Here is a 26297-nt window from a genome sequence, read left to right as displayed (position 1 = left end):
CGGACGAGTCCGTCCCCGTCTTCGGGGAGAGCGCTCGAACCACGGACCCCGACCGGTCCCCGTAACCGCGCTCGACCACCGCCTCGACCGGCCGGTTCGGGCGCGGTTTCCCCCGACTCGCCGAACTCTTTAGGCTCGCCTAAGATTCGAAACCGATTTATTTCTTTAGGGTGGCCTAAAACGCATGGACTCAGACGCAGAGCGGTCCGGGGCGACCCGCCGCGACGCGATCAGGTACTGCGGCGTCGCCGGCGTGGGAGCGCTCGCAGGCTGCGCCGGGAGCGAGTCGCCGGACGACCCGAACTCGACCGACGGCGGCGGGTCACAGACCTCGACGACGGACGACGGATCGTCGGCCGACGGCGACGGAGACGGCTCCGACGGCGGCGCCTCGGGCGACGGGACGGCACCGTCCGAGGCCTGTATCGAACCCGTCGGCTGTCTCACCTTCGAGTCGGTCCCCGAGACGTACGCCGTGTACAACGGGGGCTGGGCGGACATGGCGTTCGCCCTCGGCCAACAGGACGGGTTCCTCACAGCGGGGAACATGATCCCGTCGTTCTTCTTCGAGCCGTTCGACCTCGACGTGCCCCCGCAGGACGAGCTACCGTCCATGTGGGCCGACGGCGGCTGGGACAAGGAGAGCTTCTACGAGCTCGACCCCGACGTGTTCCTCATCGACCCGAACTACCTCCACGGGACCGGCTGGGACGGCTCGTGGAGCGAAGCGGACACCGCCGAGATCCGCGAGAACGTCGCCCCGTTCTTCGGCAACAACATGCGTCGTCGCCGCGGATTCCACGACTACGAGCTGTACGGGCTCTACGAGGGGTTCGAGCGGCTCGCCGACCTGTTCCAGGAGCGCGAGCGCTACGAGGCGCTCGCGGCGGTCCACGAGGAGCTCCAGACCGAGATCGCCTCTCGGCTGCCGCCCGAGGAGGAGCGGCCGGAGGTCGGACTCATAAACGGCGGATCCAACCCGGCGAACGGTGAGATATATCCGCTGTACACCCGCGGCGAGGGGTACGAGATGAAGCCGTACCACGATCTCGAAGTGAAGAGCGCCTTCTCGGAGGAGCTGGCCGAGAGCGGCGCGATCGGCTACGAGCGACTGCTGGAGGTCGACCCGGAGATCATCGTCGTCCACTGGGGGATCGGCACGACGGGCGACACCGACTCCTTCTCCGCCTCTGCGTTCCGCGAGCAGTACGTGACGCCGATAGAGGAGGACGAGGTCGGAAGCGAGCTCACGGCCGTCAGCGAGGGCCGCGTGTATCCGGGCGCGTACGGTGAACAGGGACCGATCGTCAACCTGCTCCAAACCGAAATGAAAGCCCAGCAGCTGTACCCCGAGGAGTTCGGCGAGTTCGATCCCGAGGCTTTTCCCGAGGTCCCGGAAGAGAACCGACTGTTCGATCGCGACCGTGTCAACGACATCATCGCGGGTGACCTCTGATGCGCGCGCGAGAGTGGACCGTCGCGGCGACGTACGGCGATCCGTCGGAGTACGGCGTCCCCGCCCTCCCGCAGTGGCGCGTGGCGCGTGGCCCCGACGGCGCGGTCGCGTTCGCGGCGGCGGACGCCGACGAGCCGTTCATCACAGCCGACAGACCGGTCGAGGTGCGCCGATGACGACCCGTCCCGACACTACGCCAGCCGCGGACCCGGACTCGCGGACCGACGCCGACGTGGCCGTCGTCGGGGGCGGCGCCGCGGGGCTGTCCGCGGCGACCTTCGTCGCCAGGTACGGCCTGGAGACGACCGTCCTCGACGGCGGCAAGGCGGCGATCACGCAGTGCGCTCACGTCGAGAACTACCTCGGGTTCCCCGCGGGGATCGATCCCAACAGACTCCTCGAACTGGGTCGAACGCAGGTCGAGACCGAGGGCGGTCAGGTGGTCGACGAGCGCGTCACCGCGGTCCGGCCGGCGGACTCCGACGGCAGCGAGTCCGACGCGTTCGCCGTGGAGACCGGGTCCGGAGAACTGATCGCGGACCGCGTCGTCGTCGCCGCCGCGTACGACGGCGAGGTGCTGGACCCCCTTGCCGACGCGGTCGCGGACACACACGCAGGCACGGAGGCGGCCGACGACGCCGACGGGTCGCCGCCGGACCCGTTCGTCCCCACAGACGGGGGACGCACCGAAGTACCGGGACTGTACGTCGCCGGCTGGATGAGCGACGAGACCGTCCACCAGGTCGGCGTCAACGTCGGCCACGGCGCTCGCGTCGGCCTGGCGCTCGCCCGCGACGACATGAGCGACCGGTACTGGCCGGCGGTCGGCGAGCGCTACGTCGACTGGGTCGTCCACGACGGGCGCTACGGCGGCGACGGCTGGGACGACCACGTGGACGAGTGGTTCGAACGGGAGATGCTGCCGGCGGACGACGGGGTCGACCGGTCCGTCGTCGACGCCGCCCGCGAGGATCTCAAGGCTGAGTTCCTGGATCGGTGCGTCACCGCCGAGGAGCGCGAGCGGCGGGACCGCCGCGGGCAGCTCCGGCTGCTCGATGCCCTCGATGACGACGTGGTCCGCGAGTACGCCGCCGAGACGTTCGACACCGACCCGGCTGCGATCGGACTGCCCGATGAGGCGGCGGACGGCCCCGCTGAGGGCCGGGAGGTCGGGGACCGATGACTGACTCCGGCGCGGACGGCCCCGACGGCGGGTCGACCGACGCGAGCAGGGACGTGGTGGTCGTCGGCGGCGGCGTCGCCGGGCTCACGGCGGCCGTCTTCACCGCACGGCAGGGGCTCGACACCCTCGTCGTCGACCCCGGCGAGTCGATCCTCCGGCGCAACGCGCACCTCGAGAACTTCCCCGGGTTCCCGCTCGGGATCAACCCCCGACAGCTCCTCGACCGCCTCGACGAGCAGGCCGCCGGCGCCGGCGCGGACCGGTTCGACGGGCGGGTCACCCGGGTCGCGACGGTCGGCGCGGTCGACGACGCCGCGGCGGACGACCCCGCGGCGAACGCGCGACCCGACGCCGCCGCGGACGGCGCGCGGTTCGTCGTCGAGACGGACGGCGCCGACCCGGTGCGAACGCGGTACGTCGTCGCGGCGACGAAGAACGAGGTCGGCTACCTGGAGGGGATCGACGGCGTCGGGATCGTCGACCGCGGGAAGGCGTACGTCGACGTCGACGAGCGCGGTCGGACCGGCGTCGACGGGCTGTACGCGGCGGGGCGGCTCGCCGAGAAGCCCCATCAGGCCGCGGTCTGCGCAGGCCACGGCGCGGAGGTCGCGGTGACGCTCTTGGAGGACGACGACGCGCCCTTCTACCACGACTGGGTCGCGCCGGAGGGGTACTTCACCGACCGCGGCCGCGACGTGCCGCCCGGCTGCGAGGAGATCGACGCCGACGAACGCCGGGCACGCGAGGCCGCCGCGCTCGACGCGGCGCGCGAGCGGTCCGCCGAGCCGCACCCCGACCCCCAGGAGACGCACCCGAGCCTCGAGGACTGAACGCACGCGACCGGACCCACTCAACCGTGATCGGAACCACCCTACTCGACATCGCGGACCACATCGAATCGCTCGCGGCCGACGACGGCGAGTTCTCGCTCGTCTGCGCGCGGTACGGCGACCGGCCCGTGCCTGCCGCGGGGCTGCGCTTCGAGAGCCGCGAGACGGCCCGCGCGGCGGCCCGCGCGACGGAGCAGTACCGCGACACCCTCCGCCGGTACGACCCCGAACTCCCCTTCTACGACGTGGTCGTCAGACAGGAGTTCGCGGAGCCGCCGTCGGGGTCGACGGAGCGGGACGACGGCGGCCCGACGTTCGCCCCCGGGGAGGGCGGGTCGCCGCCCGCGGAGCTGGCGGACCGGATCGTTGACGGTACCGCCCGCCGGGCACCCGGCGGGGACGACGCGCCGACGGACCGCCGACGCGCGGGCGAGGCAGGGAGGCGCGGCCGGGCCCGCGACCGCGTCGAGTTCTGCCACGCGGCGGCCGCGGCGACGTTCGAGGCGCTCTCGGCCGGCGGCCACGACCGCGCCGAGTCGGCCGCGATGAACGCGTACTTCTCGCTCGCCGAGCGCGTCGCCGACCCCGACGACCTCTGTCTCTGCCTGCTCGAAGCGATGGCGACGGCGCTCGACCGGCACCTCGACCCGGACGCGCAGGCGTCGGTGCTGGCCGCAGCCGCCGAGCGCCTCCCCGAGCCGTCGGAGTCGGCCGCCGCCGACCCGGTCGACGCGGCGTTCGACCGCCTCGCGGCCGTCGGTCTCGTCGAGGGGTACGAGCGCGCCGACGAGGCGGGGTTGGCTGCGCGACCCGGGGTTCCGGCCAACGACGCGACGGTCCGGGTCTCCGGGTACGCGCTGTCGCCCGCCGACGGGCGGGTCGCGACGCTCCCGGCCGCGCTGGAGCTGTGCCGTCGGGACTCGCGCGGCCGGATCGCCGGCATTTCCCTCCTCGGCGCGGCCGGCGACGCGACCGGCTCCGACTGGTGGGTCCGGGTCGACCCGGACGCGCCAGCCCTCGACGGCGGCCCGTCGACCGCGTCGGTCCCGTCGGCGAACTGACGCTCCCGCCCTACTCCCCGCCCGGTTCGATCCGCACCAGGTCCGCCTCGACGTCCTCGACGAACGCGCCCTGTCCCCCGACGGTGACCTCACCGTCGCCGGTCGCGACGACGAGCGAGTGCTCGACGGGGAACTCGTTGTTCGTCGGCTCCACCATCCCCTGTTTCGTCTCGACGACGCGCCCGACGACCTCGGCGGGCTCGTCGTCGTCGGTCCACCGCCCGCCGACGGTCACCCGCGGCGGGTCGCCGGCGCGGAGCCGGAGTGTCGCCTGGAGGATGGTGTGCCGGAAGTCGGTGTACTCCGCGGGGAGCGGCGCCGGGTCGGCGACGGCCAGCTCGGTCGCGGCGGGCCAGTAGTTCCCGAGGAAGGAGCCGGCGATCACCGGCGCGAGCTGCTCCTGCGCGAAGGCGATGGCCTGCCGGTCGGTGGTCGAGCGCCGGAGCAGCTCCGGCGGGGAGACGACCCCGGCCGCGGAGTCGACGGTGAGCAGGGTCGGCATCGCCTCGCCCCAGGTCCGGACGACGTTCGCGACGCCCGCCAGCCCGGGGTCGTCGGCGTCGAGGTCGGCGGCCGCGTCGGAGACGACGAGCAAGACGAGCACGCCGCGGTCCACCGCGTCGACGAGCACCTCCTTCACCTCCGGGAGCTGCTTTGCGGTGATCGACAGCGCCACCTCGCTCTCGGCGTCGGCCAGCAGCGACCGGATCCGCTTGATCACCGTGGCCCGCGACTTGATCACCTCGAACTGCTCGGCCTGGCGCTCGACGCGGGAGTACCGCTCCGCCAGCCCGGGCCGCATCGCGTCCACGTCGGACCGGAGCCGGTCGATAACTTCGTCCGGCGGGTTCGCGCGGATCGTCGTCGGCACGACGTGGTCGTTCACCTCGACGAAGCCGCGCTCCGCCAGCGACTCGCTCACGCTGTAGACGTACCGCTTCGAGACGCCCGCCGCGTCGGCGACGGTGCTCGCCTTCGCCTCGCCGTGTTCCAGCAGACTGAGATAGGTGTCGACCTCCTTGTCGGAGAGCCCGAAGCGACGGAGGAGGTCGGTCAGCGTCCGGTCGTCCATACGAACGCCTCTTCCGAGCGACACTTATATGGGTCGGTCCCGGGCGACCTCGCCGCGCCGCCGACCGGCGACGCCCGGTCCGTCACCGGAGCGCGGCGACGGCGTCGACCGCTATCGGAGCACGGCGACGGCGTCGACCGCGACCCGGACCTCGCCGTCGCCGTCACCTGCGACCGCGCTCCCGTCGCCGAACAGGTCCGCCTCGACCGGTCCGGGGACGGCGACGGTCGCCGGCTCCGCGGCGAAGTTGACGACGACGAGCAGGGGGTCGGCGTTGTCGCTCGTTCCGGCGTCACCGGCTCCCGCGCCCGCCGGCGGCGTCCGCTCGTAGGCGACCACGCGCTCGGCGTCGCCGTCGACGACGCGGGCGTCGGCCGCGCGACCGTCGAACGCCACACCGCCGCGGCGCAGGAGCGGTTCGGCGTCGCGCAGCGCGGCCAGTTCGCGGTGGAAGTCGGTGAGGTCGTTGTCGCCGTCGTGCCACCGGATCGGGCCGCGGTACGTCTCGTTGCCCCGCTCTTGGCCCGCGTAGATCATCGGCGCGCCGGGCAGCGTGAACGTCACGGCCGCGGCCGCGCGGAGCGCCTCGCGGCCGTGCTCCGCGAGGTACCGGTCCTCGTCGTGGTTCTCGACGTAGCGCATCTGCGCGGCGGGATCGTCGAAGCCGAGCCACTCGACGCGGGCGAGGGCGGTCTCGACCGCGTCGGCCGGCTGCTCGCCCGCGCCGATCGCGCGGAGCGTCTCGTACAGCGAGGTGTCGTAGTGGCGGTGGAACTCCCCCTCGCCGTAGAACGGGTCGTGGGGGAGCGTCTCGTCGAGCAGGAGGGTGTCGTCGGGGACGCGGTCGGCGACTTCCTTCCAGAAGCCGTGCGGGACGCCCCACGCCACGTCGGCGCGGAACCCGTCGACGACGCCGGCCCACTCGTCGACCACGTCGAGCAGCCACTCGCGGACCGCCGGGCTGTCGTAGTTGAGGTTCGGGATGCGGCCCCACTCGAAGTAGTAGTCCGGGGCGTCCCCGTCGCCGACTTCGGCCCAGTCGATCCCCGTCACGTCGGCGGCCGCGTCGGTCCGCCGGTAGTGGTCGGCGTACGTGTCGACGCCCGCCGAGTGAAGCTGGAACGCGGGGTGGTCGCGGGAGGTGTGGTTGATCACGAGGTCGAAGACCACGCGTATCCCGGCGTCGTGGCAGGCGTCGACGAGCGACGCGAACGCCTCGCGGGAGCCGAGGTCCGCGGCGGTGTCGTAGTAGTCGGTGACGTGGTAGCCGTGCTCGGTCGGCGACGCGAGGACGGGGGTGAGCCACAGCGCGTCGACGCCGAGGTGGTCGAGGTACTCGACCCGGCGCTCGATCTCCGCGAACGTCGTCGGGAGCGTGTCGCCCGCGAACGAGCGGACGAAGACCTCGTAGATCGTCGGCGACTCCGCCCACCCCGGCGTCGGGTTCGGGTCGCGCACCGCGACCGCACCGTCGCCGCCGGCCGCGGCGCCCTCCCGCTCGATCCGGACCGTCTCCGCGGCCCCGTACCGCTCGCCGTGCGGGACCGCGTGGATCCGGACATCGTCCGGGAGGTCGTCGAGGGGGACCGAGAGCGTCCGCCCGTCCGCCCGCGACTCGATCGCCGCGACCGTCTCGGGGTCGGCGTCGCGGTCGTCGACGAGGAACGTCGCGTCGAGCGCGTCCGGGTCACCGCCGCGCTCGACGTCGTCGACCGCGGGCGCGGGCTCGACCGCGGCGGTCAGGCGGAGCCGGTCGCTCGCCGCCGGGTCGTCGGCCTCGACGACCGACGCGTCGAGCGAGAGCCGCGGCCGACCGGGACCGGGCACCTCGCAGACGCCGTGGAACGCGGCCGAGCGATCGCCGTCGGGGACGAAGCCGAAGCCGTGGCCGCCCGGCGGGACGCGGACCGAGGCGACCCACTCGCCGCCGTCGCGCTCGGCGCGGTCGAGCGCGAGCCGGTTCTCGTTGTGGGGCCACAGCAGGGAGACGCGGTCGACTTCGCCGTCCTCGACGCCCAGGTCGTCGGCCGGGACGCGGATCTCCGCCCGGCGGCGCTCGTCGGGGAAGGCGCGGACGCGCTGCCGGTGGGTCCCGTCCGGCGCGTCGACCGCGAGGACGTAGGTGCCGGGGGCGTCGGGCGCGAGGTGGACCACCGGGTCGTCGTCCCGACCCGTCTCGCCGGCCCGCAGCACCGCCGCCGGACCGTCGGACCCGGCCGCGTCCGCTGCCGCCGAGCCGTCGGGGTCGACCGTCGTCGCCGAACTCGGCGGGCCGGTCGCGGTCGGGTCGGGGCCGTCGCCGGGGGAGAGGTCGCTGTCGGCGGGCGCGTCGCGGACGGTCCAGCGGTAGGTCCCGTCGGGGTCGGGACACCGCGGCGCCAGCTCGACGGGCTCGCCGACGCTCGTCGTTCGCGGGGGGCCGGGTTCGTGCACGCTCCGCCTCTCGTCGCGCCGCGGTTTGAGGGTTTCCGTTCTCGGAACGAATGAACAATAATTACACCAAAGATTCATATCGACCGGTGGCGTGTATTCGCGTAATGCAGCTCCGCGACGCCCTCGACGATTACAAGCGCCACGCCGGCGACGGGACGCGCTTCCCCGGCGAGCGGCGCACCGTCTCCGGCCGGTTCTCGGGCGGAAACGGCCGGCTCGTCCACGTCGGCGACGACGGCGAACTCCGCGACTTCGGCTACCCGCTCACCGGCCGGACCGGGCTCGTCCGGTCCCGGATCGGGCTCGCCGTCGGCGACGAGGTGGCCTGGCTCGACGAGGCCGAGACGAGCCAGCGGTACGTCGGCGACACCGCGCTGGTCGAGACGGTCCACGAGACGCCGCGCGCGACGGTGACCCGCCACGACCTCACGCTCGGCGACGCGCACCTCACCCGGGCGTCGGTCGAGTTCGCGGACGGCGACGTCGACCCGGCGGACGCCTCGCTCGTCGTCTACGCCCGCTTCGCGCCCGACGGCCGCGACGACCGCGTGGGACAGCTCCGCTACGACGACGCCGTCGAGGTGTACCACGCCGACGAGCGCGACTTCCTCGCGAGCGCGACCGGCTTCGCCGACCTCCGGGGCCAGCTCCCGGCGACGTTCCCCGAACTGCTCGACGACGACCCCACCGAGCTCCCGCGCGACCGCGACGGCGACCGCTACGAGGAGGAGCGCCTCTCCGGCGAGGTCATCGCCGACGTGCCGTTCGACGACGGGGTCGCGACCGTCGCCACGCTCCTGACGGACCGCGCCGAGACCGACCGCGAGGCGGCCCGCGAGCGCCTCGCCGACCTCTTCGCCGACCTCGACGACGTCGACGCGCTCGCCGAGGCGGCGGCCGACGCGCTCCCGTCGGTGCCGGAGTCGGCGCCCGCTCGCGAGTCGGTCGTCGCGGACCTGCGCGTCCTCTCGCTGCTCTCCGCGCCGTCCGGGCTCCGGATCGCGGGGCCGGACTTCGACCCCTACTACGAGCACTCCGGCGGCTACGGCTACACGTGGTTCCGCGACGACGCGGAGATATCCGGGTTCCTGCTCGGCGCCGCCGACGCCGTCGACCTCGACCTCGACGACTGGCACGCCCGCTCCGCCCGCATGTACGTCGACACGCAGCGCCCGGACGGCTCCTGGCCCCACCGGGTGTGGCCGCGGAACGGCGCGCTCGCCCCCGGGTGGGCGAACGCCCGCATCGAGGACGGCCCCGACGTGGACTACCAGGCCGACCAGACCGGCAGCGTCGTCGCGTACCTCGCCCGGGCGCGGGCGACGGGCGTGGACGTTGCCGGCCTCGACGCGACCCTCGTCGCCGCGCTCGCGGGGCTCGACCGGACGCTCGAACCCGACGGCCGCCCCGTCGTCTGTCAGAACGCGTGGGAGGACTCGGCGGGCCGGTTCGCGCACACCGCCGCGACGTTCCTGGAGGCGTACAGCGAGCTCGCGCGGCACGGCGAGGGGCTCAGCGTGGACGCGCTCGACGACCCCGACGCCGTGCCCGGCGCCGCGTCGCTGCCGGACGACCTCGCCGCGCACGCCCGTGACCGGGCCCGCGAGGTGTACGACGCGCTCGACGACCTGTGGGTGCCCGAGCGCGGCTGTTACGCCGTCCGCGAGACGCTCGACGGCGGCATCGACGACCGGCTCGACTCCGCGACGCTGGCGCTGGCGGCCGCGCACCGCTCGTTCGACGCGCTCGGCGCGGCGGACGGCGAGGGCGGCGCGGTCGACGACGAGCGCCTCGACCGGCTGGTCTCGCACGTGGAGACGGTCGTCGACGGCCTCTCCCACGAGACCGACGACATCGCCGGCCTGATCCGCTACGAGGGCGACGGCTGGCGCCGGGCGGACCAGCTCTCGGAGAAGGTGTGGACCGTCTCGACCGCGTGGGGCGCGAACGCCTGCGCGGAGCTCGCGGCCCTGCTCGCGGCGCACGACGACCCGCGCGCCGTGGAGATGACGGCCCGGGCCCGCGACCTGCTCGCGCACGTCTCGCCCGGCGGCTCCCTGTGCGAGCCGACGACGTACCTCCCCGAGCAGTTCTTCGACGACGGGACGCCCGACAGCGCGACCCCGCTCGGCTGGCCGCACGCGATCCGACTGGCGACGGTCGCGCTGCTCGACGACGAACTGCCGCAGTTCGCCGACCGCGCCGCCGCGGACGACGACTGACCGACACGCGGCGACTATTTCTCGATGAATCCTGAGCGGCGGCGCGTGCCTGCGAGCGGCCGGAGCGGAGGCCGCGAGGAGCACGCGCGAGGTCGCCGGCGCGTAGCGCCGCCGGCGAGACCGCAGGGAGCGTCGCGACCGAGGACCGCAGCGAGCTGAGGGAGTCGAGCGCGGCTGGGGCTTTGGCGGTGTTCGCCGCTCCGCTCACGACGAGTTATAAATAAACGGCTCTGTTGAAATCCTATTCTTCAGACACATTACCGACTGAAACAGCCGGCCGATTAGAGCCTCGAATACGACATGGAACGCCTGTATTGGGAGTGGCCAGACCTCGACTGACCAGTTCAGTCTCCTCGTGAAGTCTCAGTCTGACCCAAACACCGCCCGGGTCAATGCACCACCGTAGGCAAGTCGTGAGCCGATCCACAGTGCACCGAGCGTGACGCCTATTGCCAAGAGGTCGGGAATCGGCTCTGGGAGGCGGCCGCTTGCTGTGCGAGCGAGTCGGCCCGCTAGAGAGAAACTGCCGAACCAAACTATTAAAAAAGCAACGTGCTGATGGAGAGACTTCTGTCGGCGTGCATGGCGGTAACCGACGACAAGAAAGCCCACGAGCAGCAGGACGGCTAGGATTAGGAAGGCGAGAGAGCGGAGTTGTCCATCGAGCGCAAACGCCGAGGGGATGCCGATCACCACGGCGAGAACGAAGATCGTCTGGGCGATAAGTCCGATATCTATCTCAGTATTGGAGGGCTGTTCGGACACAAATCGTGGTCACAAACGATGAAATATAAATATACTCCACATGACTAAAGTTTGTTCATCCGAATTGGTTGTATTCTACGACACCGACTAGTCCGTCTCTCTTGACGGCCACCGTTATCTAAGATACTTCGCTGAAATCACGCTCTGTACTGAGCGATTGGGGTGAAAACTATCAGCTGCGGAGGATTTCAACAGAGCCAAATAAACCCCAAAACCACGACAAAACCGCTCCTATTGCCACTCGTCGCGGGGCACGCAGTCGGACTCGCGGACCGTGATCCACCGCGTGGTCCGCTCGTCCGGGTCGACGTCCCGCTCGAAGAACGTCACCTCGCCGCCGTCGTCGCCGTCCGTCCGTTTACAGACGAGTTCGGGCGACCCGTCGCGAACACGCGCGGATGACGTGGACGTGGACATACGTCACGATTCGCGCTCGGTCGGATAATAACTGTTGGTTTCAGTCGCGCAAAAATAGAAACTACGAACGTAGTTACTCCCGCGCCGGGCCGCGCTCAGCGCCGCACCGGGACGCCGCGTTCGTCGAGGTACGCCTTCGTCTCCTCGATGGAGTAGTCGCCGAAGTGGAAGATGGAGGCCGCGAGCCCGGCGTCGGCGTTCGCCTCGGTGAACACCTCGTACATGTCCTCGGGGCTGCCGCACCCCGACGACGCGATGAGCGGCGTCGACACGGCCTCGCCCACGGCCTTCATCAGCGGAACGTCGTAGCCGTCCTTCGTTCCGTCCTTGTCGATGGAGTTGACGAACAGCTCGCCCGCGCCGCGCTCCTCGGCCTCCTTCGCCCACGAGACGGCGTCGATGCCGGTGCCCTCGCGGCCGCCCTTCTTCGTGCACTCGAACCACACCGTCTCGCCGCCCTCGTCCTCGTAGAAGTGGTCGCCCTCGTCGTCGTACCGGCGGCGGGCGTCGACGGAGATGACGATGCACTGGCTGCCGAACGCGGCCGCGCCCTCCTCGATGAGCTCGGGGCGCTCTAAGGCGCCGGTCGTGATAGACACCTTGTCCGCGCCGGCGCGGAGCGTCTCCTTGATGTCGGCCTTGGTGCGGATGCCGCCGCCGACCGTCAGGGGGATGAAACACTCGTCGGCGACCGCGTTCACCACGTCCAGCATCGTCTCCCGCCCCTCGGCGCTGGCGGTGATGTCGAGGAAGACGAACTCGTCGGCGCCCGCCTCGTTGTACTTCTTCGCCAGTTCGACGGGGTCGCCCGTGTACTCCAAGTTCTCGAAGTTGACGCCGGTGTACACCGCGGCGTCGCCGTCGTCGTCGAGGTCGACGTCGATACAGGGGATGATACGCTTCGTGAGTCCCATTCGTTGGCGAAGCGTAGACCGCGCCGTCGGTTAAAAGGCGCGGGGCTCACTCGGCGCCGGTCGCGTCGGCCGCCTCGCCGGCCGGCGCCCCCTCGCCGCGGCCCCCCGCGTCTCGTCGGTCGTACTTCGCGACGGCGCGGTCCGCGCGCGTCGAGACCCCGTTCGGGTTCTTGGCGGGGCTCCGGTCCCGCCGCCGCGCGACGATCCCGTCGGAGGCGCCGCCGGTGAGCCCGACGATCACGTCGCGACCCGTCGCGGCCCAGCGCGAGGGGGTCGACTCGCCGCGGACGACGTCCCGCGCCGCGGAGAGGGCGTCGCCGGCCGCGTGGGATCCCGCCCGGAGGAGGACGGTCGGCCGCACGCCGTAGTTCTTCAGGAGGCGATAGGCGAGCCCGCGGTACTTCCAGCCCCACTCGTGGGCGCTGCGTCCGCCGTCCGCGGCGGTCGGAGTCGGCAGTTCCTTCCGCGCGGCCATCTCCGGCCGCCACGCCACTTCGCGGTCCATACGCGCCAGTCGGTGGGCCGCGTCGCGCGCGCCGCCGACCCGGAGGTACTCGTCGAAGCCGTCGAGGTCGCGGAGGGCCTCGGGCCGGAACGCGACGTTCCCTCCCTCGAAGTAGGTGACGTCCCGGCCGGCGATCCGGTTGCGCTCCGGTTCGCTCGGGTCGTCGACCTCGTCGACCGCGCGGTCCGCGTCCGTCTCGCTGGGCGGGATCGGGGCCACCGGGCCCGAGACCACGGGGGCCGTGTCGAGGCCGTCCGCGACCGCGTCGCGCCACCCCGGCTCGATGCGGTTGTCGTAGTCGACCAGCGCGACCGCGTCGCCCGTCGCCACCTCGACGCCGGCGTTGCGGGCGACGTTCACCGTCCGGTCGGAGATCTCGACCAGCACGTCGACGTCGTCGCGGTCGCGAACCATGCCGGTCGTGCCGTCGGCCGAGGGGCCGTTGACCACGATAACCTCGGCGTCGGGGGCGCTAGCCGCCAGCGCGTCGAGGCAGGCGGCCAACCGGTCCCGGCCGTTGAGCGTCGGGACGACGACCGAGAGGTCCATACGACCCGTTATCGGGGCGAGGAGGTAAAAAGGGCAACGTGTGCGTTCGATCGGTCCGACCCGACGCCGCGCCGCCGCGGCCGGCGATAACGGTCCGAGGACCGCTCAGATCGTCAGGTAGTACACCTGCTTGCGCGCGTCCTTGAAGCTGTACCGCGAGTCGACGAGGCCTTCCTCCTCGAGGCGGTTGAGCGCGTAGCGGACGGTGCGGTCGGGCAGCAGCGACTCCTCGGCGAGGCCGCCCTGCGAGAGGGGCGCGTCCCCCTCCAGTACCTTCGCGACGAGCTTCGCGCTCGGGGGAAGCTCGCGCAGGCGGTCGCGATACTCGCTCTCCGACAGGCGGTCCTGGTCAGCGGTCTCCGCGGGACTGGTACTCATGTCTCACACGAATTCCGTGGGTAGTGGTAAAGGTTGGCTACATATAGGGGAATCCGCCTGTGATAATATAATGTGTTAATATCACTCCTCGGCTCGCTCTCATACACGATCGATCAGGCGTGTTTTCCGGCGGCGGCCCGTACGCCGGCTCGTGATCCCCGAGTCCCACGTCGACATCCTCGAAGCCGAGTCGTACGCCCACTTCGCGACCGTCGGGCCCGACGGCCTCCCCCACGTCACGCCGGTCTGGGTCGACCACGAGGACCGCGAGTACGTCCTCGTGAACACCGCCCGCGGGCGACGCAAGGAGGGGAACGTCCGCGACAACCCGAAGGTCGGCGTCAGCGTGCTCGACCCCGACGACCCGTACCGCTACGTCTCCGTCCGCGGCGAGGCCGAACTGACGGAGGAGGGCGCGCGCGCCCACATCGACGCGCTCGCCCGCCGGTACTTCGACGTCGACGAGTACCCGCACCACGACGAGGAGGAGGGCGCCCGCGTGATCGTGAAGATCCCCGCCGAGAACGTCGCCACGAGCGGGTGACCGGCGACCGCCGTCGGAGCGGTCCGGACCGCCCGCACCGAGGCCCGCGCCGGACCGCTTCCAGTACGGTTTTGTCGGTCCGGCGTCCACCACGGACAACGTGAAGGGACAGGACTGGTACCAGGCCGACGAGGTCGCCGAGGAGTACGACGACGTCCGCTTCTCCGGCGGCGGACAGCTCATCGACCGCCGGGAGAAGGAGGCCGTCCTCGCCGCGTTGGGACCCATCGATCCAGGTCACCGCGTGCTGGAGGTCGCCTGCGGCACCGGGCGGTTCACGACGATGCTCGCCGACCAGGGCGCGGACGTCGTCGGGCTCGACGTCTCCCGCGAGATGCTCGAACAGGCCCGCGAGAAGGTCGCCGCCGCCGGGCACGCCGACGCCGTCGAGTTCCTCCGCGGCGACGCCTCGCGGCTCCCGTTCCCGGACGACCACTTCGACACGGTCGTCGCGATGCGCTTCTTCCACCTGATGGACGACCCGGTCCCGTTCGCGAAGGAGCTCCGCCGGGTCAGCCGCGATCAGGTGTTCTTCGACACGTTCAACAGCCGTAGCCTGCGGACGCTGTACACTTGGCTGCTCCCGATGGGCTCCCGGCTCTACTCGGAGCGACAGGTCGCCGCCATGCTCGGCGACGCGGGCCTCACGCTCGCGAACGAGGAGCACGACTTCGTGCTGCCGTACGGCTTCTACCGCGAGCTGCCGGGCGCGGTCGCGCGGCCGTTCCGGGCGCTCGACGAGCTCGCGGGCGACACGGTCCCCGGCGACTACGTCGCCTCGGTGTCCTACTGGGACGCCAGGGTGCCGGACGAGGAGTGAGCGGCGCGCCGCCGCTCGTCGCCTGTCCCGTCGTCAGAAACCGCCGCCGCCTCGCTTCGCCGCCGCTTCAGCCCGCTTCCTCGACCACTTCGCCGACGGCGAAGTTCGACTTCACTTCGGTCACTTCGATCTTCACGCGCTCGCCGACCTCGGTGTCGGGGACGATGATCACGTAGCCGCGCTCGACGCGGGCGATCCCGTCGCCCTGCTTGCCGAGGTCCTCGATCTCGACGTACCGCATCTCGCCGGGCTCGACCGGCGGCTGCGGTCCGTCGTCGTTCCGGGAGGGGGCGGCGTCGGCGTCGTCCGTCGACGCCGCGGTTCCGTCGCGGGCGACGAGCGCGACGCGGTACGTCTCGCCCGGCTCCAGCGACCCGGTCTCGATCTCTCGGTTGGGCACGTCGACGACGTACTCGCCGTCGTCGGCCTCGCGAACTTCCGCGCTGAACAGACAGAGGAGCTTCTCGGAGATTTCCATAGTAGACTCCATCGGAATCTGGGAGCGGGTCAGTATAGTTGTACCGCCGACACTGTTAGGCGACGGGAGCGGGGCAGGCACCAACGCCTTTGTCGGCACCGGTCGAAGGGCCGTCCATGCCACTCTTCGATCTGCCGCACGCAGCTGTCTCGCCGCCGATAGTGACGCCGTTCGTCCCCGACGGCGACGCCCCCGGCGGCGAGGTCGACGCCGACGCCCTCGCGAGCCACGTCGACGCGCTCGTCGAGGCCGGGATCGACGGGGTGGTCCCCTGCGGGACGACCGGCGAGTTCGCGAGCCTCGACGACGGCGAGCGGCGGACCGTGATCGAGACCGTCGTCGACGCGGCCGACGGGCGAGTCCCGGTCATCGCCGGCGCGGCCGACACCGCCGTCTCGCGGGTCAGAGACCACCTGTCGGCCGCCGCGGCGGCCGGGGCCGACGCGGGGCTCGTCACGCTCCCGTACTACCACACGTCGACGGACCCGGACGGGCAGCGCGCGTTCCTGGAGGCCGTCGCCGACGACGCCCCGCTCCCGATCCTCCTGTACGACATCCCGGCGACGGTCGGCGAGGGCATCGACCTCGACGCGCTCGCCGACGCGGCGAGCCGCGAGTCGGTGATCGGGATGAAGGACACGACCGGCGACCTCACCGGCCTGGAGGCGAAGGTCGGCGGGACGCCCGACTCCTTCGCCGTCTTCCAGGGCGTCGACGCCCAGCTGTACCCGAGCGCGAGCCTCGGCGTCGACGGCGGGATACACGCGCTCTCGCAGGCGATCCCGGAGGTGTTCGACGCGCTCGGCGAGGCGATCCGCGCCGGCGACGACGAGCGGGCACTGGCGCTCCACCGCCGCGCGGTCGCGCCGCTTTTCGCCCGCTGCGCCGACCACGGCTTCGCGCCGGCGACGAAGGTGGCGGCGGCGCACCGCGGCTTCATCCCCGATCCGGCGGTGCGCCCGCCGCTCACGCTCCCGGACGAGACCGCCCGCGAGGCGATCCGCGACGACGTGGACGCGGCGCTGGACGTGGTCTGATCCGCGAGAAGCCGGACCGCGGACCCGCAGCCGGCCGCTACTCCCCGCCGATCGGCGTCCCGTCGGCCTCTTTCGGTCCCTCCGAGTCGAAGACGACGACGTCCCCGTCGGCCCGCTCGCGCGCTCCGGGGTCGTAACTGTCCCGGACTCCGATCGCCTCCTCTAACTCGCGCACCGCGCGCTCCTTCAGCGCGGCCGCGAGCTCCTCGGCGTCCTCTCGGGAGATGTCGCGACCGAGCCCCTCGCACTCGTGGGCGCGGACGACGCCCGCCTCGTCGACCGCCTCGCCCATCGGCTGGCTCGTCCCCTCCAGGGCGACGCTGAACGGGTACGTCCGGCAGATGAGGGGCCGCGCGTCGTGGACGGTACAGGCGCCCTCCCCGCCCGACTCCTCGTAGAAGGTACAGTCGCCGCAGCCGTCGGTCGCGAGCGCCCACTCGAACGTCTCGCCGGTCGGCTCGCCGTCACCGTCGGCGTCGAGGCCGAACGGCATCGGCCGCGCCACGTCGCGCCAGTCGTACGCCTCGCCGAACTCATCCTCGGCGGCCTCGGCGACGCGCTGGACCTCGTCCGGGAAGACGGTCGCGGTGTGCGGCTCGCGGTCGGCGGCGCCGTCGCCGTGGCAGTCGGGGGTATCGCCGTCGCCGTCTGAGCCCCCCTCGTCTGCCCCCTCTCCCGCGGGCGCGCCCCCCGGCTCGTCGGGGGCGTAGCCGGCACAGCAGCCGCCGCAGCGCGTACACTCGAACCCGATGGACTCGATGGCGTCCGCCAGGTCCGCGACCGCGAGGTCGCGGGCGGCGTTGAGTTCGGCTTCGAGCGACTTCATGTGTTACCCCTTCGTGACGCGCGCGAAAAACCCCGACGGTCCCGAGCGAACCGGAGCGATATATATCCCTCTTAGCAAGCCCCATGACCGGGCGGGAGACGAGTCAACACGTATGGCCGCGAAGCCGCACGCGCGACTGCCACCGGCGTACGACTCCCTCCGGGTCGGTATCGCGCTGTTCGACGTCGCCGACGGTACCGTAGAGAGCGCGAACGACCGCTTGGAGTCGCTCGTCGGGTACTCGACCGCGGAGCTCCGCGGGCTGTCAGTCGGTCGATACACCGCCAACACGTACCGCTTCTCCGAGTCGGAGTTCGCCGACCGCCTCCGCGAGGCCGCCGCCGGCGGCTCGCCCGAGTTCACGTGGCGGATCAAGCGGCGTGACGGGGAGTTGGTCTGGGTCCGCGTCTCGCTCTCCCCGTGGTCCGGCGACCGGGGGCTGGAGAACGACGCCGACCGACGAACAGACGGCGACGGAGAGCGCGAGACGGGCGCGAGACGGGTCCTCGCCGAGGTGCGCGACATCAGCGAGCACTACGCTGCGAGCCGGCGCGAGGCACTGTTCTGGCGCGTGCTCCGACATAACCTCCGGAACGAGGCGAACAAGATCATCGGGTACACCGGCGAGATCCTTCGGACGACCGACGACGACGGCGTTCGCGAGGCTGCCGCGGATGCGCGCGAGGCCGCGGTGGGGCTCGGCGGCGTCGCGACCTCGGTCAAGGAGATCCAGCAGGCCGTCAGTCGGTCGGAGCCGCCGCGTTCGCACCGACGGGCCGCCGCCGCCGCGCGCGACGTCGTCGCCGCGCTCGAACCGTCGTACCCCGACGCCGAGTTCGTCGTCGACGAGCGCAGACCCATGTGGATCCACGTCGACGCCGCGTTCGACCACGCGCTTCGCCACGCGGTCGAGAACGCGGTCCGGCACGCTGACGAGCCGGACCCGACCGTCGAGGTGACCGTCCGCCCGTCGCCGAACACGGGGCGCGTGGAGATCCGCGTCGTCGACGCCAACCCGCACATCCCGGAGGCCGAGGTCGACGCCCTCGACGCGTTCGGCGAGGTGACGAACACCCGCCACGGGACGGGCGTCGGCCTCTTCGTGATGAAGTGGTGTATCGAGTCGCTCGGAGGAGAACTCGAGTTCGAGCGCCGAGACCCCCGCGGCAACGTCGTCCGGCTCTACCTCCCGGCGAGGGAGCGGCCGGCGCCGTCAGGCTGACGGCGCCCAGCGAAGGAGCGAAGTGCGCCCGCGACCTACCGATCGGCCGTGAAGGAGTTCGAGCGAAAACAGCTCCTGGAACGGGTCGAACGGGAGTCGTCGACGATCGGCGTCGACATCCCGGAGTCGATCGAGATCCAGGGGGAGGCGATCGACCTCCGGTCGTTCGTCTTCGAGATCAAGCGGCGCGACTCGGTCCCGCCCGGCGAGCGCGACCGCGTCGAGCGCGCCAAGCGGAACCTCCGCCGCGAGCGGCTCGACCGCCTGGCGCCGATCGAGGACAACGAGGTGAGCTACGAGGAGGGCGAGCGGCTGGCGGCGTCGGTCATCGGCATCGACCGCGCGCTGGAGGCGTTGGAGGGGCTCGACGCGCCCGACCCGGAGACCGAGGCCAAGCGCCAGGAGGCCGCCGACCAGAAGCGCTGGATGAACTTCCTGAAGAAGGCACTCGGGCGCGAGGACGCCGGCGGCGGGAGCGGTCGCACGCGGTTCTGACCGCCGGCGAGGGGGCGGTCGCGGCCCCCCGGCCGCGCTCAGTTCCCGGTGAAGTCGATCCGCGAGCCGCTGCCGTCGCCCTTCCCCGCGGAGGGGCCGAGCCGGACGAACTCGTAGGCGTCGTCGTCGAGGTACACCGCGCCGTCCGCGACCGTCACGCCGACCGATTCGAGGACGGCGCCCTCGCAGGGCCCGAAGTTACAGTTGCCGCCGTCGGCCTCGAACGTGGCGCCGTGCGTCTGACAGAACACCTCGCCGTTGCGCACGAACGCCCCGTCGTCCTTGTCGAGGCGCACGTCGGTCCAGTGCTGGCAGTAGTTCCGGAACGCGCTCACCTCCCCGGCGGCCCGCGTGAGGATCGCCTCGACCTCCGGGGCGTCGCCCTCGCCCTCGCCGAGGTCGCCCTCGCCCTCGTCGACCGTCTCGGGGTCGACCGGGCGCAGGGTCGCGAGCAGCGTGCTCTCCTCCGGGACCTCCTCAACGCCGGCGATCCGACGGGTCTCGTCCATATCGTCCGGTGGGATGGGGCCGATTTGAACGCTGTGGTCCCCCGCCGACCTCAGAGCCGCTCGCCGTCGTAGTGAGTCTCCTCGATCCGCCGGTCGAACAGCCGCGAGAGGAGGGTCGTGAGCGGGCCGGCGACCCCCTCGCCGTCGCCGTCGACCGCGATGCCGTCGACGGTCGCGACGGGCCGAACCTCCCAGGTGGTGTTCGTGAGGAACACCTCGTCGGCCTCGCGCACCGCGTCGGGTGCGTACGTCCCCTCCTCGACCGGGATCCCCTCCGACTCCGCCAGCTCGATCACGGTCGATCTGGTGACCCCGGGGAGGATCGGGCCGTCGAGCGACGGCGTCTTGAGGGCCGTCCCGTCGGCGAAGAAGAGGTTCGCGGTCGCGCCCTCCGCGACGTTGCCGTCCGGGTCGAGCATGAGCGCCTCGTCGGCGCCCGTGACCCGGAGCTCCAGCCGGGCTACGATCCCGTTGAGGTAGTTGTGGGTCTTGGCCGCGGCCGGGATCGCGCGGTCGGCGGGCTTGCGCGTCTTCGTCGTCTGGAGCGCGGCCGGGCCGTCGTGGACCGGGTCGCTCCCGACGCCGCCGCGCGCGAGCGGCTTCGCGATCACGACGACCGTCGGGTCGCTCGCCGGCTTCGGGTCGAGCGTCCCCGGCTGGACCCCGCGAGTGATCGAGAGCTTCACGTACGCGTCCGCGAGGTCATTCGCGGCGAGCGTCTCGTCGACCCGGCGTTTCAGGTCCGCGTCGGCGAGCCCGCGGTCGATCCCGAGCGTCTCGCAGGCGTCCCGGAGCCGGTCCGCGTGCGCGTCCCACCGGAAGACGGCGCCGCCGTACGCGCGCATCGTCTCGAAGGCGGCGTCGCCGTAGGCGAACCCGCGGTCCTCCACCGAGACGGTCGCCTCCGAGGCGGGGACGAGGTCGCCGTCGACGTGGTACAGGCGGTCCGAACCCTCGTCTCCCTCACGCATCCTCACACACCTCCACGAAGTTCCGGACCATGCGCTTCCCGCGGGGCGTCAGGATGCTCTCCGGGTGGAACTGGACGCCGACGTGCGGCTTCTCGCGGTGGCGCACGCCCATCACGACCTCGCGCTCCTCGTCGGTGCGGGCGGTCTCGACCAGCTCGGCGGGGAGGTCCTCGCGCTCGACGCACAGCGAGTGGTACCGTCCGACCCGCAGGCGGTCGGGGAGCCCGGCGAAGACGCCCTCGCCGTCGTGGGTGATCGTCGACGGCTTCCCGTGGACGACCTCCGGCGCGTGACCGACGCGGCTCCCGCCGCTCGCGCACAGCGCCTGGTGGCCGAGACAGACGCCGAACACGGGTCGGTCGAGCTCGAAGGCGTCCGTCGAGACCCCGGCCTCAGCGGGCGTCCCCGGGCCGGGGGAGACGACGACGCCGTCCGGGTCGAGCGCGCGGATCCCGGCGAGGTCGACCGCGTCGTTCCGCCGGACCGTCACCGCGCCGGCGACCTCGCCGACGTACTGGACGAGGTTGTACGCGAACGAGTCGTAGTTGTCGACCACGAGGACCCGGGCGTCGGCGTCGCCCGCGCCGGGGCGCCACCCGCCCGCCGCCGAGGCGACGCCCCCGCGGTCGGCCGCTTCCTCCTCCCGCCGCGCGTCGCCACCGCTCATCGCTCGACCGCCTCCTCGGCCGCGGACCCGTCCTCGGTCTCGACCGCCATTCCGCCGGCGGCGAGCGCCTCGTCGACCGCGCTCACCAGCGCGCGCGCCTTCGCGAGCGTCTCCTCGTACTCCGCGTCCGGGTCGGAGTCGTGGACGATCCCCGCCCCGACCCGGAGGTGGTACTCGGCGGCGTGGCGGACGAGCGTCCGGATGACGATGTTCAGCGTCGCGCGCCCGTCGAACCCGGCCGCGAACATCGACCCGGTGTAGGGTCCGCGGCGGGTCGGCTCCAGCTCGTCGATGATCTCCATCGTCCGCGGCTTCGGCGCGCCCGTGATGGTCCCGCCGGGGAAGCAGGCGGCGACCGCGTCCGCGAGCCCCACGTCCGAGCGGGCCTCGCCCTCGATCAGGCTCACGAGGTGCATCACCTCGCTGTAGCGGTCCACCCGGCGGTACTCGCTCACCTCGACCGTGCCGAACCGCGACACCTTGCCCAGGTCGTTGCGTTCGAGGTCGACCAACATCGCGTGCTCGGCGCGCTCCTTCTCGTCGCCGGTCAGCTCGGCCTCCAGCGCCGCGTCACCGCTCGCCGTGTCCCCCCGCGGCCGCGTCCCCGCTATCGGCTCCGTGACGAGCCGCGCGCCGCGGTCGGGATCGTCGGTCGGCTCGCGCGCTAGGAGGAGCTCCGGGCTCGCGCTCACGAGGTCGACGCCGCTCGGCCGGTCGGCCCCGGTCTCACCGGAGCCGCCGAACTCGATCAGGCCGGAGTACGGCGCCGGGTTCACCTCGCGGAGCGCGTCGTACGCGTCGACCGGGTGGACCGCGGCCGGCGCGGTCAACCGCTGGGAGACGTTCGCCTGGAAGGTGTCGCCCTCGCGGACGTGCTCTTTGACCCGCCGGACCGCGTCGGCGTACCCCTCGCGGCCCACGTCGCTCTCGAAGGTCGCGCTCTCCGCGGTCGGGTCGGGCGGCGCCTGCGAGGCCGCGTCCCCGGTCTCGATCCGGGCTGCCAGGTCCCCGGCCCGCGCCCGACCCTTGTCGAACAGCGCGTCGAGCGCGTCGCGGTCGCCCTCGGGATCGTCGAGGCCCGCCGGCACGCGGGGACAGGCGGTCACGCGGAGCGTAACGGTCCCGTCGCTGTCGCCGTCGTCGCCGTCCTCGGCGTCCACCGGACACTCCCAGGCCGCGATCCGGTCGAAGAGCGCGGCCTGGAGCCGCGGGAGCCCGCGGTCGTCGACCGCGCCGGGGCCCGCGGGCGGCGCCGGCGGGAACGCCTCCAGTCCGCGCGCCACGTCGTAGGAGAGCCAGCCGAACGCGCCGCACGGGTACGGCACCTCGCAGTCGCCGCGCGCCAGCGCCTCGCCGTCGAGAACGCCCTCCAGGGCGGACAGCGAGGCCGACGGGCGTCGGTAGTCGCCCGCTCTGTCCCCCCCTTCGACGCGCTCCGATCCGTCCGCGTCGCCCGCGCCGGCGACGACCGCCTCGGCGGCGACGGTCAGTCGCTCGACCGGGTCGACGCCGAAGTACCCCCACCCGGACTGGCCGCCGCTCGTCTCGTAGAAGACGCCGCCGGGGCCGCCCCGCGCCCGGCGGTAGGCGTCGAAGGGGTCGTCGACGGCGACCCGGAGCTCGACCGGGACCCGCGCGCCGTCCGGCGCCGCGGCCGCGACCGCGCGGAACCGCTCCCGGTCGGTGTGTACCGTTCGCCTCATGGGAATCCGTTCGGCGGGCGCGACGAAACAGTTGCGGTCGCCCGACCCGCCCGTCAGAACTCGCCCGCGCGGTCGATCCACGTCGCGGCGCGCTTCTCGCCGACGCTCGTGCCCTCCGCCACCTCGGCGGCGTCCGCGTCCGCGAGGTCGGCCACCGTCTCGATCCCGATCTCGGCGAGCCGCTCGGCGTACGCCGGGCCGATTCCCTTGATCTCCTCGACGCTCGGGCCGCGGTCGTCGTCGTCGACCGCGACGTCGTCCGCCTCGCCCGCCGCGGCCTCCGCCTGCTCGGCCGCCTCGTCCGCCCCCGCGCCCTCGTCGTCGACGAGCGACTCCGTCGAGGCGGCCGCCTCCGTCTCCGCGGCGACCGCCGCCTCGTCGCCGTCGTCCGCCTCGCTCTCCGCCGGCTCCGCGTCGCTCGACTCGACCGAATCACCGGCCGCTGGCGGCTCGGCCGCCGGCTCCGGTTCGTGCTCGACCGTCACTTCCGTCTCGCCGGACTCGCGCTCGCCCGAACCGCTCCCGAATCCGAGCTTCTCTTTGAGCTTCTGGAGTAGCGCCATTGCCGGCGGCTACACGTGCGAGATATTTAAAAACCCTCTCCGCCGCAATCGACCGCCGGCCCCGTCCCGCCTGTTTATAAGTGACGCCGGGCCGTCGCGGTCGTATGAACGTGATCAATCCGGTCATGTGGTCGGTCCACGTCGGCTTCGCCGTCCTCTGGGTCGGCAGCGTGCTGTTCGTCACCCTCGCGGTCCTCCCGCCCGCGCTCCGCGGCGAGATCGGGACGACCGCGCTCGGCTCGGTCGTCGGTCGCCTGCGCTGGATCACCCGGATCAGCGCGGTCGCGTTCGTCCTCTCCGGCGGCCACATGGCCGGGACGCTGTACACCTTCGAGGCGCTGACGGGCACGCCCCGCGGGCACCTCGTGTTGACGATGCTCGGGCTGTGGTTCGTCGGCACCGGACTCGTCGAGGTCGCCGGCTCGAAGCTGGCCGACGGGCTCGACGCCGACAAGCTCCGCGAGCCCGCCCGCGAGGCCAAGCCGTTCCTCTACGGCGCGTCCGCCGTCTCCCTCGGCCTGATCGTCACCGCCGGGCTGCTCGCGAGCCCGTCGCTCCTCTGAGCGGCCGCCGGGCCCTCCGTCCGTTCACTCCAACTCCGCCCGCAGCGCCGCGTTCATCGCGTCGACGGGCGCGTCCTCGCCGGTCCAGATCTCGAACGCCTCCACCCCCTGGTACAGCAGCATCCACGCGCCGTCGACCGTCGTCGCGCCCGCGGCCGCGGCCTCCCGCAGGAGCCGGGTCTCGATCGGCGCGTACACCGCGTCGAGGACGGCGAGGTCGCCGTGGAGGTGTTCGTCGGGCACCGGGGTCTCGTCGGGCGCCTCCATCCCCACGCTCGTCGCGTTGACGAGCAGGTCGGCGGCCGCGACGCGCTCGCCGAGGCCGTCGAGGCCGCCGCCGGTCGCGCCCGGCACGTCCCCCGCGAGCTCGACCGCGCGCTCCGCGGTGCGGTTCGCGACGTGGACCGCCGCGCCGGCGTCCGCCAGCGCGAACGCGGCCGCCCGCCCCGCGCCGCCCGCGCCCACCACGAGCGCGTCGCGGCCGTCGACGGTCACGTCGTGGTGTTCGAGCGCCCGCGTCACCCCCGCGGCGTCGGTGTTGTGGCCGCGCGGCCGGTCGGCCTCGCCCGCCCGGACCGGGCCGTAGTCGACCGTGTTGACCGCGCCGATGCGCTCCGCGAGCGGGGCGACGTCGACCGCGTCGAGAACGTCCCGCTTGAACGGGACCGTCACGTTGAGCCCCGCGACGCCGAGGTCGGCCGCGCCCGATATCGCCGCGGCCGCGGCGTCGGCGTCCGGCTCGAACGCGACGTAGCGCGCGTCGAGGCCGAGCGCCTCGTAACCCGCCTCGTGCATCGGCGGCGACAGCGAGTGGCCGACCGGGTTCCCGATCAGTCCGTACACGTCCATGCCCGCTCACGCGGCCGCGACCGACAAAAACGGGTCGGTCGGCGGGTCGCTCTCGCCGGCCCTCGCCCCGTCTCACTCCCGCCGGCCGTCGGCGTCCCGCTCCGCGTCGATGACGTCTTCGAGGGTCTCGGTGCCGACGTCGCTGGCGATCTTGACGCCGACGAGCGACACCACGATGCCGCCGACGATGAACGCCGCGAGCTGTTGAACTGGGGTCATCGTCATGCCGTACGCCGACAGCGGCTCGTGGATCGCCTCCTGCGCGAGGAAGTACCCGGCGAACCCGCGGACGACGAGGGCGACCGCGGCGATGACGAACGGGAGGTTGAGGTACGGGGTCCGGATCCCCTCGTCGCGGATCAGCTCGTCGAGCAGCCGCCCCACGGCCGCGGTCACGCCCGCGACCGCGAACCACGGGACGGCGGCGTAGGTGAACTCCACGACCTCGACGAGCCGCGCCGATCCGGGGGTGAGGTTCGAGGCGGCGAGGAAGCCGAAGAACCCGCCGACGAGGGCGAGCCCGCCGGCGACGACGTACGTCACGACCGACACCTGGCCGGCGTACAGCGCCTCGCGGACGCGCTCCGGCAGCCCGGCCACGAGCCGGTCGACCGCGAGCCCCTTGTACAGCAGCGCGGCGCCGAGCAGCCCGGCGACGCCGGCGACCGCCTCGCCGGCGGAGAACCAGTAGAACAGCGCGGGGACTAAGAGCAGCGCGACGCCGAACGGCACGAGGACCGTCGAGCGAAGCTGCTCGTCCGCGAGGAACTGCTTGAGCAGGTAGTAGGTGGACTCGATGTCCCGGGCCTGCCGGACGACGACGCGGTCGACGGAGTCGACGGGGACCCGCGACTCGACGACCGGGAGGACGCGCTCGTCCTCCGCGGAGTCGACGACGACGATCGCGGCCCGCGGGTCGTACCGCTCCACGAGGTCGTCGAGCTGGGCGGCGATGGAGCGGTCGGCGCCGACCGGGGAGTCGCTCTCGGCGGAGACGACCGCAACCACCGACTCCTCGCGTTCGTCCCTGAGGTCGCGCGCGACGCGCAGCGACTCCAGCAGGCAGTTCACGCTGGCGTCCTCGGGGTCGTCCAGCCCGGCGTCCGTGACCAGCGACCGGACGGCCTCCCAGCCGGCGACCGGCATCGGGACGTTGGTGGCGCGACCGATCGCCCCCGAGCGGTCGACGCAGATGACCAGCGTCGTCACGTGTCGTCTCACACCGCGGCCGGACAAAAATCCTCCCCGTCGGTCGCCGCGCGCCG

General features: G+C 72.5%; 28 protein-coding genes. 12 read left to right on the top strand and 16 right to left on the bottom strand.

Going from position 1 to position 26297, the window contains the following annotated elements; translation table 11 throughout:
• Positions 1–184 precede the first annotated feature (184 nt).
• Genes AMR74_RS09030 through AMR74_RS09015 form a run of 5 tightly spaced genes read left to right on the top strand, consistent with a single transcriptional unit; the run spans position 185 to position 4530 of the window.
• Positions 185–1456 carry an ABC transporter substrate-binding protein gene (locus tag AMR74_RS09030; RefSeq protein WP_053771740.1) on the top strand — a complete coding sequence of 424 codons (1272 nt, stop codon included), beginning with the start codon at positions 185–187 and terminating at the stop codon, positions 1454–1456.
• Positions 1456–1632, top strand: coding sequence for a hypothetical protein (locus AMR74_RS19080; RefSeq protein ID WP_167551901.1), 177 nt, complete (start codon positions 1456–1458; stop codon positions 1630–1632). Before AMR74_RS09030 ends, AMR74_RS19080 begins: the two co-directional genes overlap by 1 nt.
• Positions 1629–2639, top strand: coding sequence for an FAD-dependent oxidoreductase (locus AMR74_RS09025; protein ID WP_053771739.1), 1011 nt, complete (start codon positions 1629–1631; stop codon positions 2637–2639). Before AMR74_RS19080 ends, AMR74_RS09025 begins: the two co-directional genes overlap by 4 nt.
• The gene (locus AMR74_RS09020) at positions 2636–3469 is read left to right on the top strand and encodes an FAD-binding protein (protein WP_053771738.1); all 834 of its coding nucleotides are present in this window, start codon (positions 2636–2638) and stop codon (positions 3467–3469) included. Before AMR74_RS09025 ends, AMR74_RS09020 begins: the two co-directional genes overlap by 4 nt.
• 26 nt (positions 3470–3495) lie before the next feature.
• Positions 3496–4530, top strand: coding sequence for a DUF7551 domain-containing protein (locus AMR74_RS09015; RefSeq protein ID WP_053771737.1), 1035 nt, complete (start codon positions 3496–3498; stop codon positions 4528–4530).
• Positions 4531–4540: 10 nt separating this feature from the next.
• Here AMR74_RS09015 and AMR74_RS09010 read toward each other — a convergent pair whose 3' ends face one another.
• Positions 4541–5602, bottom strand: coding sequence for a TrmB family transcriptional regulator (locus AMR74_RS09010; RefSeq protein ID WP_053771736.1), 1062 nt, complete (start codon positions 5600–5602; stop codon positions 4541–4543).
• Between the two features lie 111 nt (positions 5603–5713).
• On the bottom strand, positions 5714–8035 hold the full coding sequence (locus AMR74_RS09005; protein WP_053771735.1) for an alpha-amylase family glycosyl hydrolase: 2322 nt from the start codon (positions 8033–8035) through the stop codon (positions 5714–5716).
• Between the two features lie 104 nt (positions 8036–8139).
• Between AMR74_RS09005 and AMR74_RS09000 the strand changes: the two genes are divergently transcribed.
• Positions 8140–10257 (top strand): hypothetical protein, encoded by a 2118-nt coding sequence (locus tag AMR74_RS09000; RefSeq protein WP_053771734.1) that lies wholly within the window; start codon positions 8140–8142, stop codon positions 10255–10257.
• 363 nt (positions 10258–10620) lie between these two features.
• On the opposite strand, the gene AMR74_RS08995 is transcribed toward AMR74_RS09000, so the two are convergent.
• From AMR74_RS08995 to AMR74_RS08975, 5 genes are all read right to left on the bottom strand, one after another.
• Entirely contained in the window at positions 10621–11022 is a 402-nt protein-coding gene (locus tag AMR74_RS08995; protein WP_053771733.1) for a hypothetical protein, read from the bottom strand.
• Between the two features lie 231 nt (positions 11023–11253).
• The gene (locus AMR74_RS08990; protein WP_053771732.1) at positions 11254–11439 is read right to left on the bottom strand and encodes a DUF7511 domain-containing protein; all 186 of its coding nucleotides are present in this window, start codon (positions 11437–11439) and stop codon (positions 11254–11256) included.
• Between the two features lie 95 nt (positions 11440–11534).
• Positions 11535–12353, bottom strand: a complete 819-nt coding sequence (gene hisF / locus AMR74_RS08985; RefSeq protein ID WP_053771731.1) for an imidazole glycerol phosphate synthase subunit HisF — start codon at positions 12351–12353, stop codon at positions 11535–11537.
• A gap of 46 nt (positions 12354–12399) precedes the next feature.
• Entirely contained in the window at positions 12400–13407 is a 1008-nt protein-coding gene (locus AMR74_RS08980) for a glycosyltransferase family 2 protein (RefSeq protein ID WP_053771730.1), read from the bottom strand.
• 105 nt (positions 13408–13512) lie between these two features.
• Positions 13513–13785: a MarR family transcriptional regulator gene (locus AMR74_RS08975; RefSeq protein ID WP_053771729.1), complete on the bottom strand. Its 273-nt coding sequence runs from the start codon at positions 13783–13785 to the stop codon at positions 13513–13515.
• Positions 13786–13936: 151 nt separating this feature from the next.
• Here AMR74_RS08975 and AMR74_RS08970 point away from each other — a divergent pair, with 151 nt between their 5' ends.
• Positions 13937–14329 carry a PPOX class F420-dependent oxidoreductase gene (locus AMR74_RS08970; RefSeq protein WP_053771728.1) on the top strand — a complete coding sequence of 131 codons (393 nt, stop codon included), beginning with the start codon at positions 13937–13939 and terminating at the stop codon, positions 14327–14329.
• Between the two features lie 100 nt (positions 14330–14429).
• Positions 14430–15149, top strand: a complete 720-nt coding sequence (locus AMR74_RS08965; RefSeq protein ID WP_053771727.1) for a class I SAM-dependent methyltransferase — start codon at positions 14430–14432, stop codon at positions 15147–15149.
• Positions 15150–15216: 67 nt separating this feature from the next.
• On the opposite strand, the gene AMR74_RS08960 is transcribed toward AMR74_RS08965, so the two are convergent.
• Positions 15217–15627 carry a TRAM domain-containing protein gene (locus AMR74_RS08960; RefSeq protein WP_053771726.1) on the bottom strand — a complete coding sequence of 137 codons (411 nt, stop codon included), beginning with the start codon at positions 15625–15627 and terminating at the stop codon, positions 15217–15219.
• A 116-nt stretch (positions 15628–15743) separates the two neighbouring features.
• Here AMR74_RS08960 and AMR74_RS08955 point away from each other — a divergent pair, with 116 nt between their 5' ends.
• On the top strand, positions 15744–16664 hold the full coding sequence (locus AMR74_RS08955) for a dihydrodipicolinate synthase family protein (RefSeq protein WP_053771725.1): 921 nt from the start codon (positions 15744–15746) through the stop codon (positions 16662–16664).
• A gap of 37 nt (positions 16665–16701) precedes the next feature.
• Here AMR74_RS08955 and AMR74_RS08950 read toward each other — a convergent pair whose 3' ends face one another.
• Entirely contained in the window at positions 16702–17490 is a 789-nt protein-coding gene (locus tag AMR74_RS08950; RefSeq protein ID WP_053771724.1) for a YkgJ family cysteine cluster protein, read from the bottom strand.
• Between the two features lie 112 nt (positions 17491–17602).
• On the opposite strand from AMR74_RS08950, the gene AMR74_RS08945 reads away from it, so the two are divergent.
• Both AMR74_RS08945 and AMR74_RS08940 read left to right on the top strand, forming a co-directional pair.
• Positions 17603–18712 (top strand): ATP-binding protein, encoded by a 1110-nt coding sequence (locus tag AMR74_RS08945; protein WP_053771723.1) that lies wholly within the window; start codon positions 17603–17605, stop codon positions 18710–18712.
• A 48-nt stretch (positions 18713–18760) separates the two neighbouring features.
• Positions 18761–19207 (top strand): DUF5788 family protein, encoded by a 447-nt coding sequence (locus AMR74_RS08940; protein WP_053771722.1) that lies wholly within the window; start codon positions 18761–18763, stop codon positions 19205–19207.
• Between the two features lie 38 nt (positions 19208–19245).
• On the opposite strand, the gene AMR74_RS08935 is transcribed toward AMR74_RS08940, so the two are convergent.
• From AMR74_RS08935 to AMR74_RS08915, 5 genes are read right to left on the bottom strand one after another with little or no spacing between them, the layout of a single operon-like run.
• Positions 19246–19716 carry a Rieske (2Fe-2S) protein gene (locus tag AMR74_RS08935; protein WP_053771721.1) on the bottom strand — a complete coding sequence of 157 codons (471 nt, stop codon included), beginning with the start codon at positions 19714–19716 and terminating at the stop codon, positions 19246–19248.
• A 50-nt stretch (positions 19717–19766) separates the two neighbouring features.
• Positions 19767–20687: an aminotransferase class IV gene (locus tag AMR74_RS08930; RefSeq protein ID WP_053771720.1), complete on the bottom strand. Its 921-nt coding sequence runs from the start codon at positions 20685–20687 to the stop codon at positions 19767–19769.
• A complete protein-coding gene (locus tag AMR74_RS08925) occupies positions 20680–21354 on the bottom strand; it encodes an anthranilate synthase component II (RefSeq protein WP_053771719.1) in 675 nt (224 codons plus the stop codon). Before AMR74_RS08925 ends, AMR74_RS08930 begins: the two co-directional genes overlap by 8 nt.
• A complete protein-coding gene (locus AMR74_RS08920) occupies positions 21351–23057 on the bottom strand; it encodes an anthranilate synthase component I family protein (RefSeq protein ID WP_053771718.1) in 1707 nt (568 codons plus the stop codon). The genes AMR74_RS08925 and AMR74_RS08920 overlap by 4 nt, the downstream gene beginning before the upstream one ends.
• Positions 23058–23110: 53 nt before the next feature.
• The gene (locus AMR74_RS08915) at positions 23111–23620 is read right to left on the bottom strand and encodes a helix-hairpin-helix domain-containing protein (RefSeq protein WP_053771717.1); all 510 of its coding nucleotides are present in this window, start codon (positions 23618–23620) and stop codon (positions 23111–23113) included.
• 104 nt (positions 23621–23724) lie between these two features.
• Between AMR74_RS08915 and AMR74_RS08910 the strand changes: the two genes are divergently transcribed.
• Positions 23725–24183, top strand: a complete 459-nt coding sequence (locus AMR74_RS08910; RefSeq protein ID WP_053771716.1) for a hypothetical protein — start codon at positions 23725–23727, stop codon at positions 24181–24183.
• Positions 24184–24207: 24 nt separating this feature from the next.
• On the opposite strand, the gene AMR74_RS08905 is transcribed toward AMR74_RS08910, so the two are convergent.
• Positions 24208–25032 (bottom strand): shikimate dehydrogenase, encoded by an 825-nt coding sequence (locus AMR74_RS08905; protein ID WP_053771715.1) that lies wholly within the window; start codon positions 25030–25032, stop codon positions 24208–24210.
• A 72-nt stretch (positions 25033–25104) separates the two neighbouring features.
• On the bottom strand, positions 25105–26241 hold the full coding sequence (locus AMR74_RS08900) for a DUF373 family protein (protein ID WP_053771714.1): 1137 nt from the start codon (positions 26239–26241) through the stop codon (positions 25105–25107).
• Positions 26242–26297 lie beyond the last annotated feature (56 nt).

The organism is Halorubrum tropicale, from assembly GCF_001280455.1.
In the GTDB taxonomy this organism is placed as follows: Archaea; Halobacteriota; Halobacteria; order Halobacteriales; family Haloferacaceae; genus Halorubrum; species Halorubrum tropicale.
This window is presented reverse-complemented; position numbering and strand designations above follow the sequence as displayed.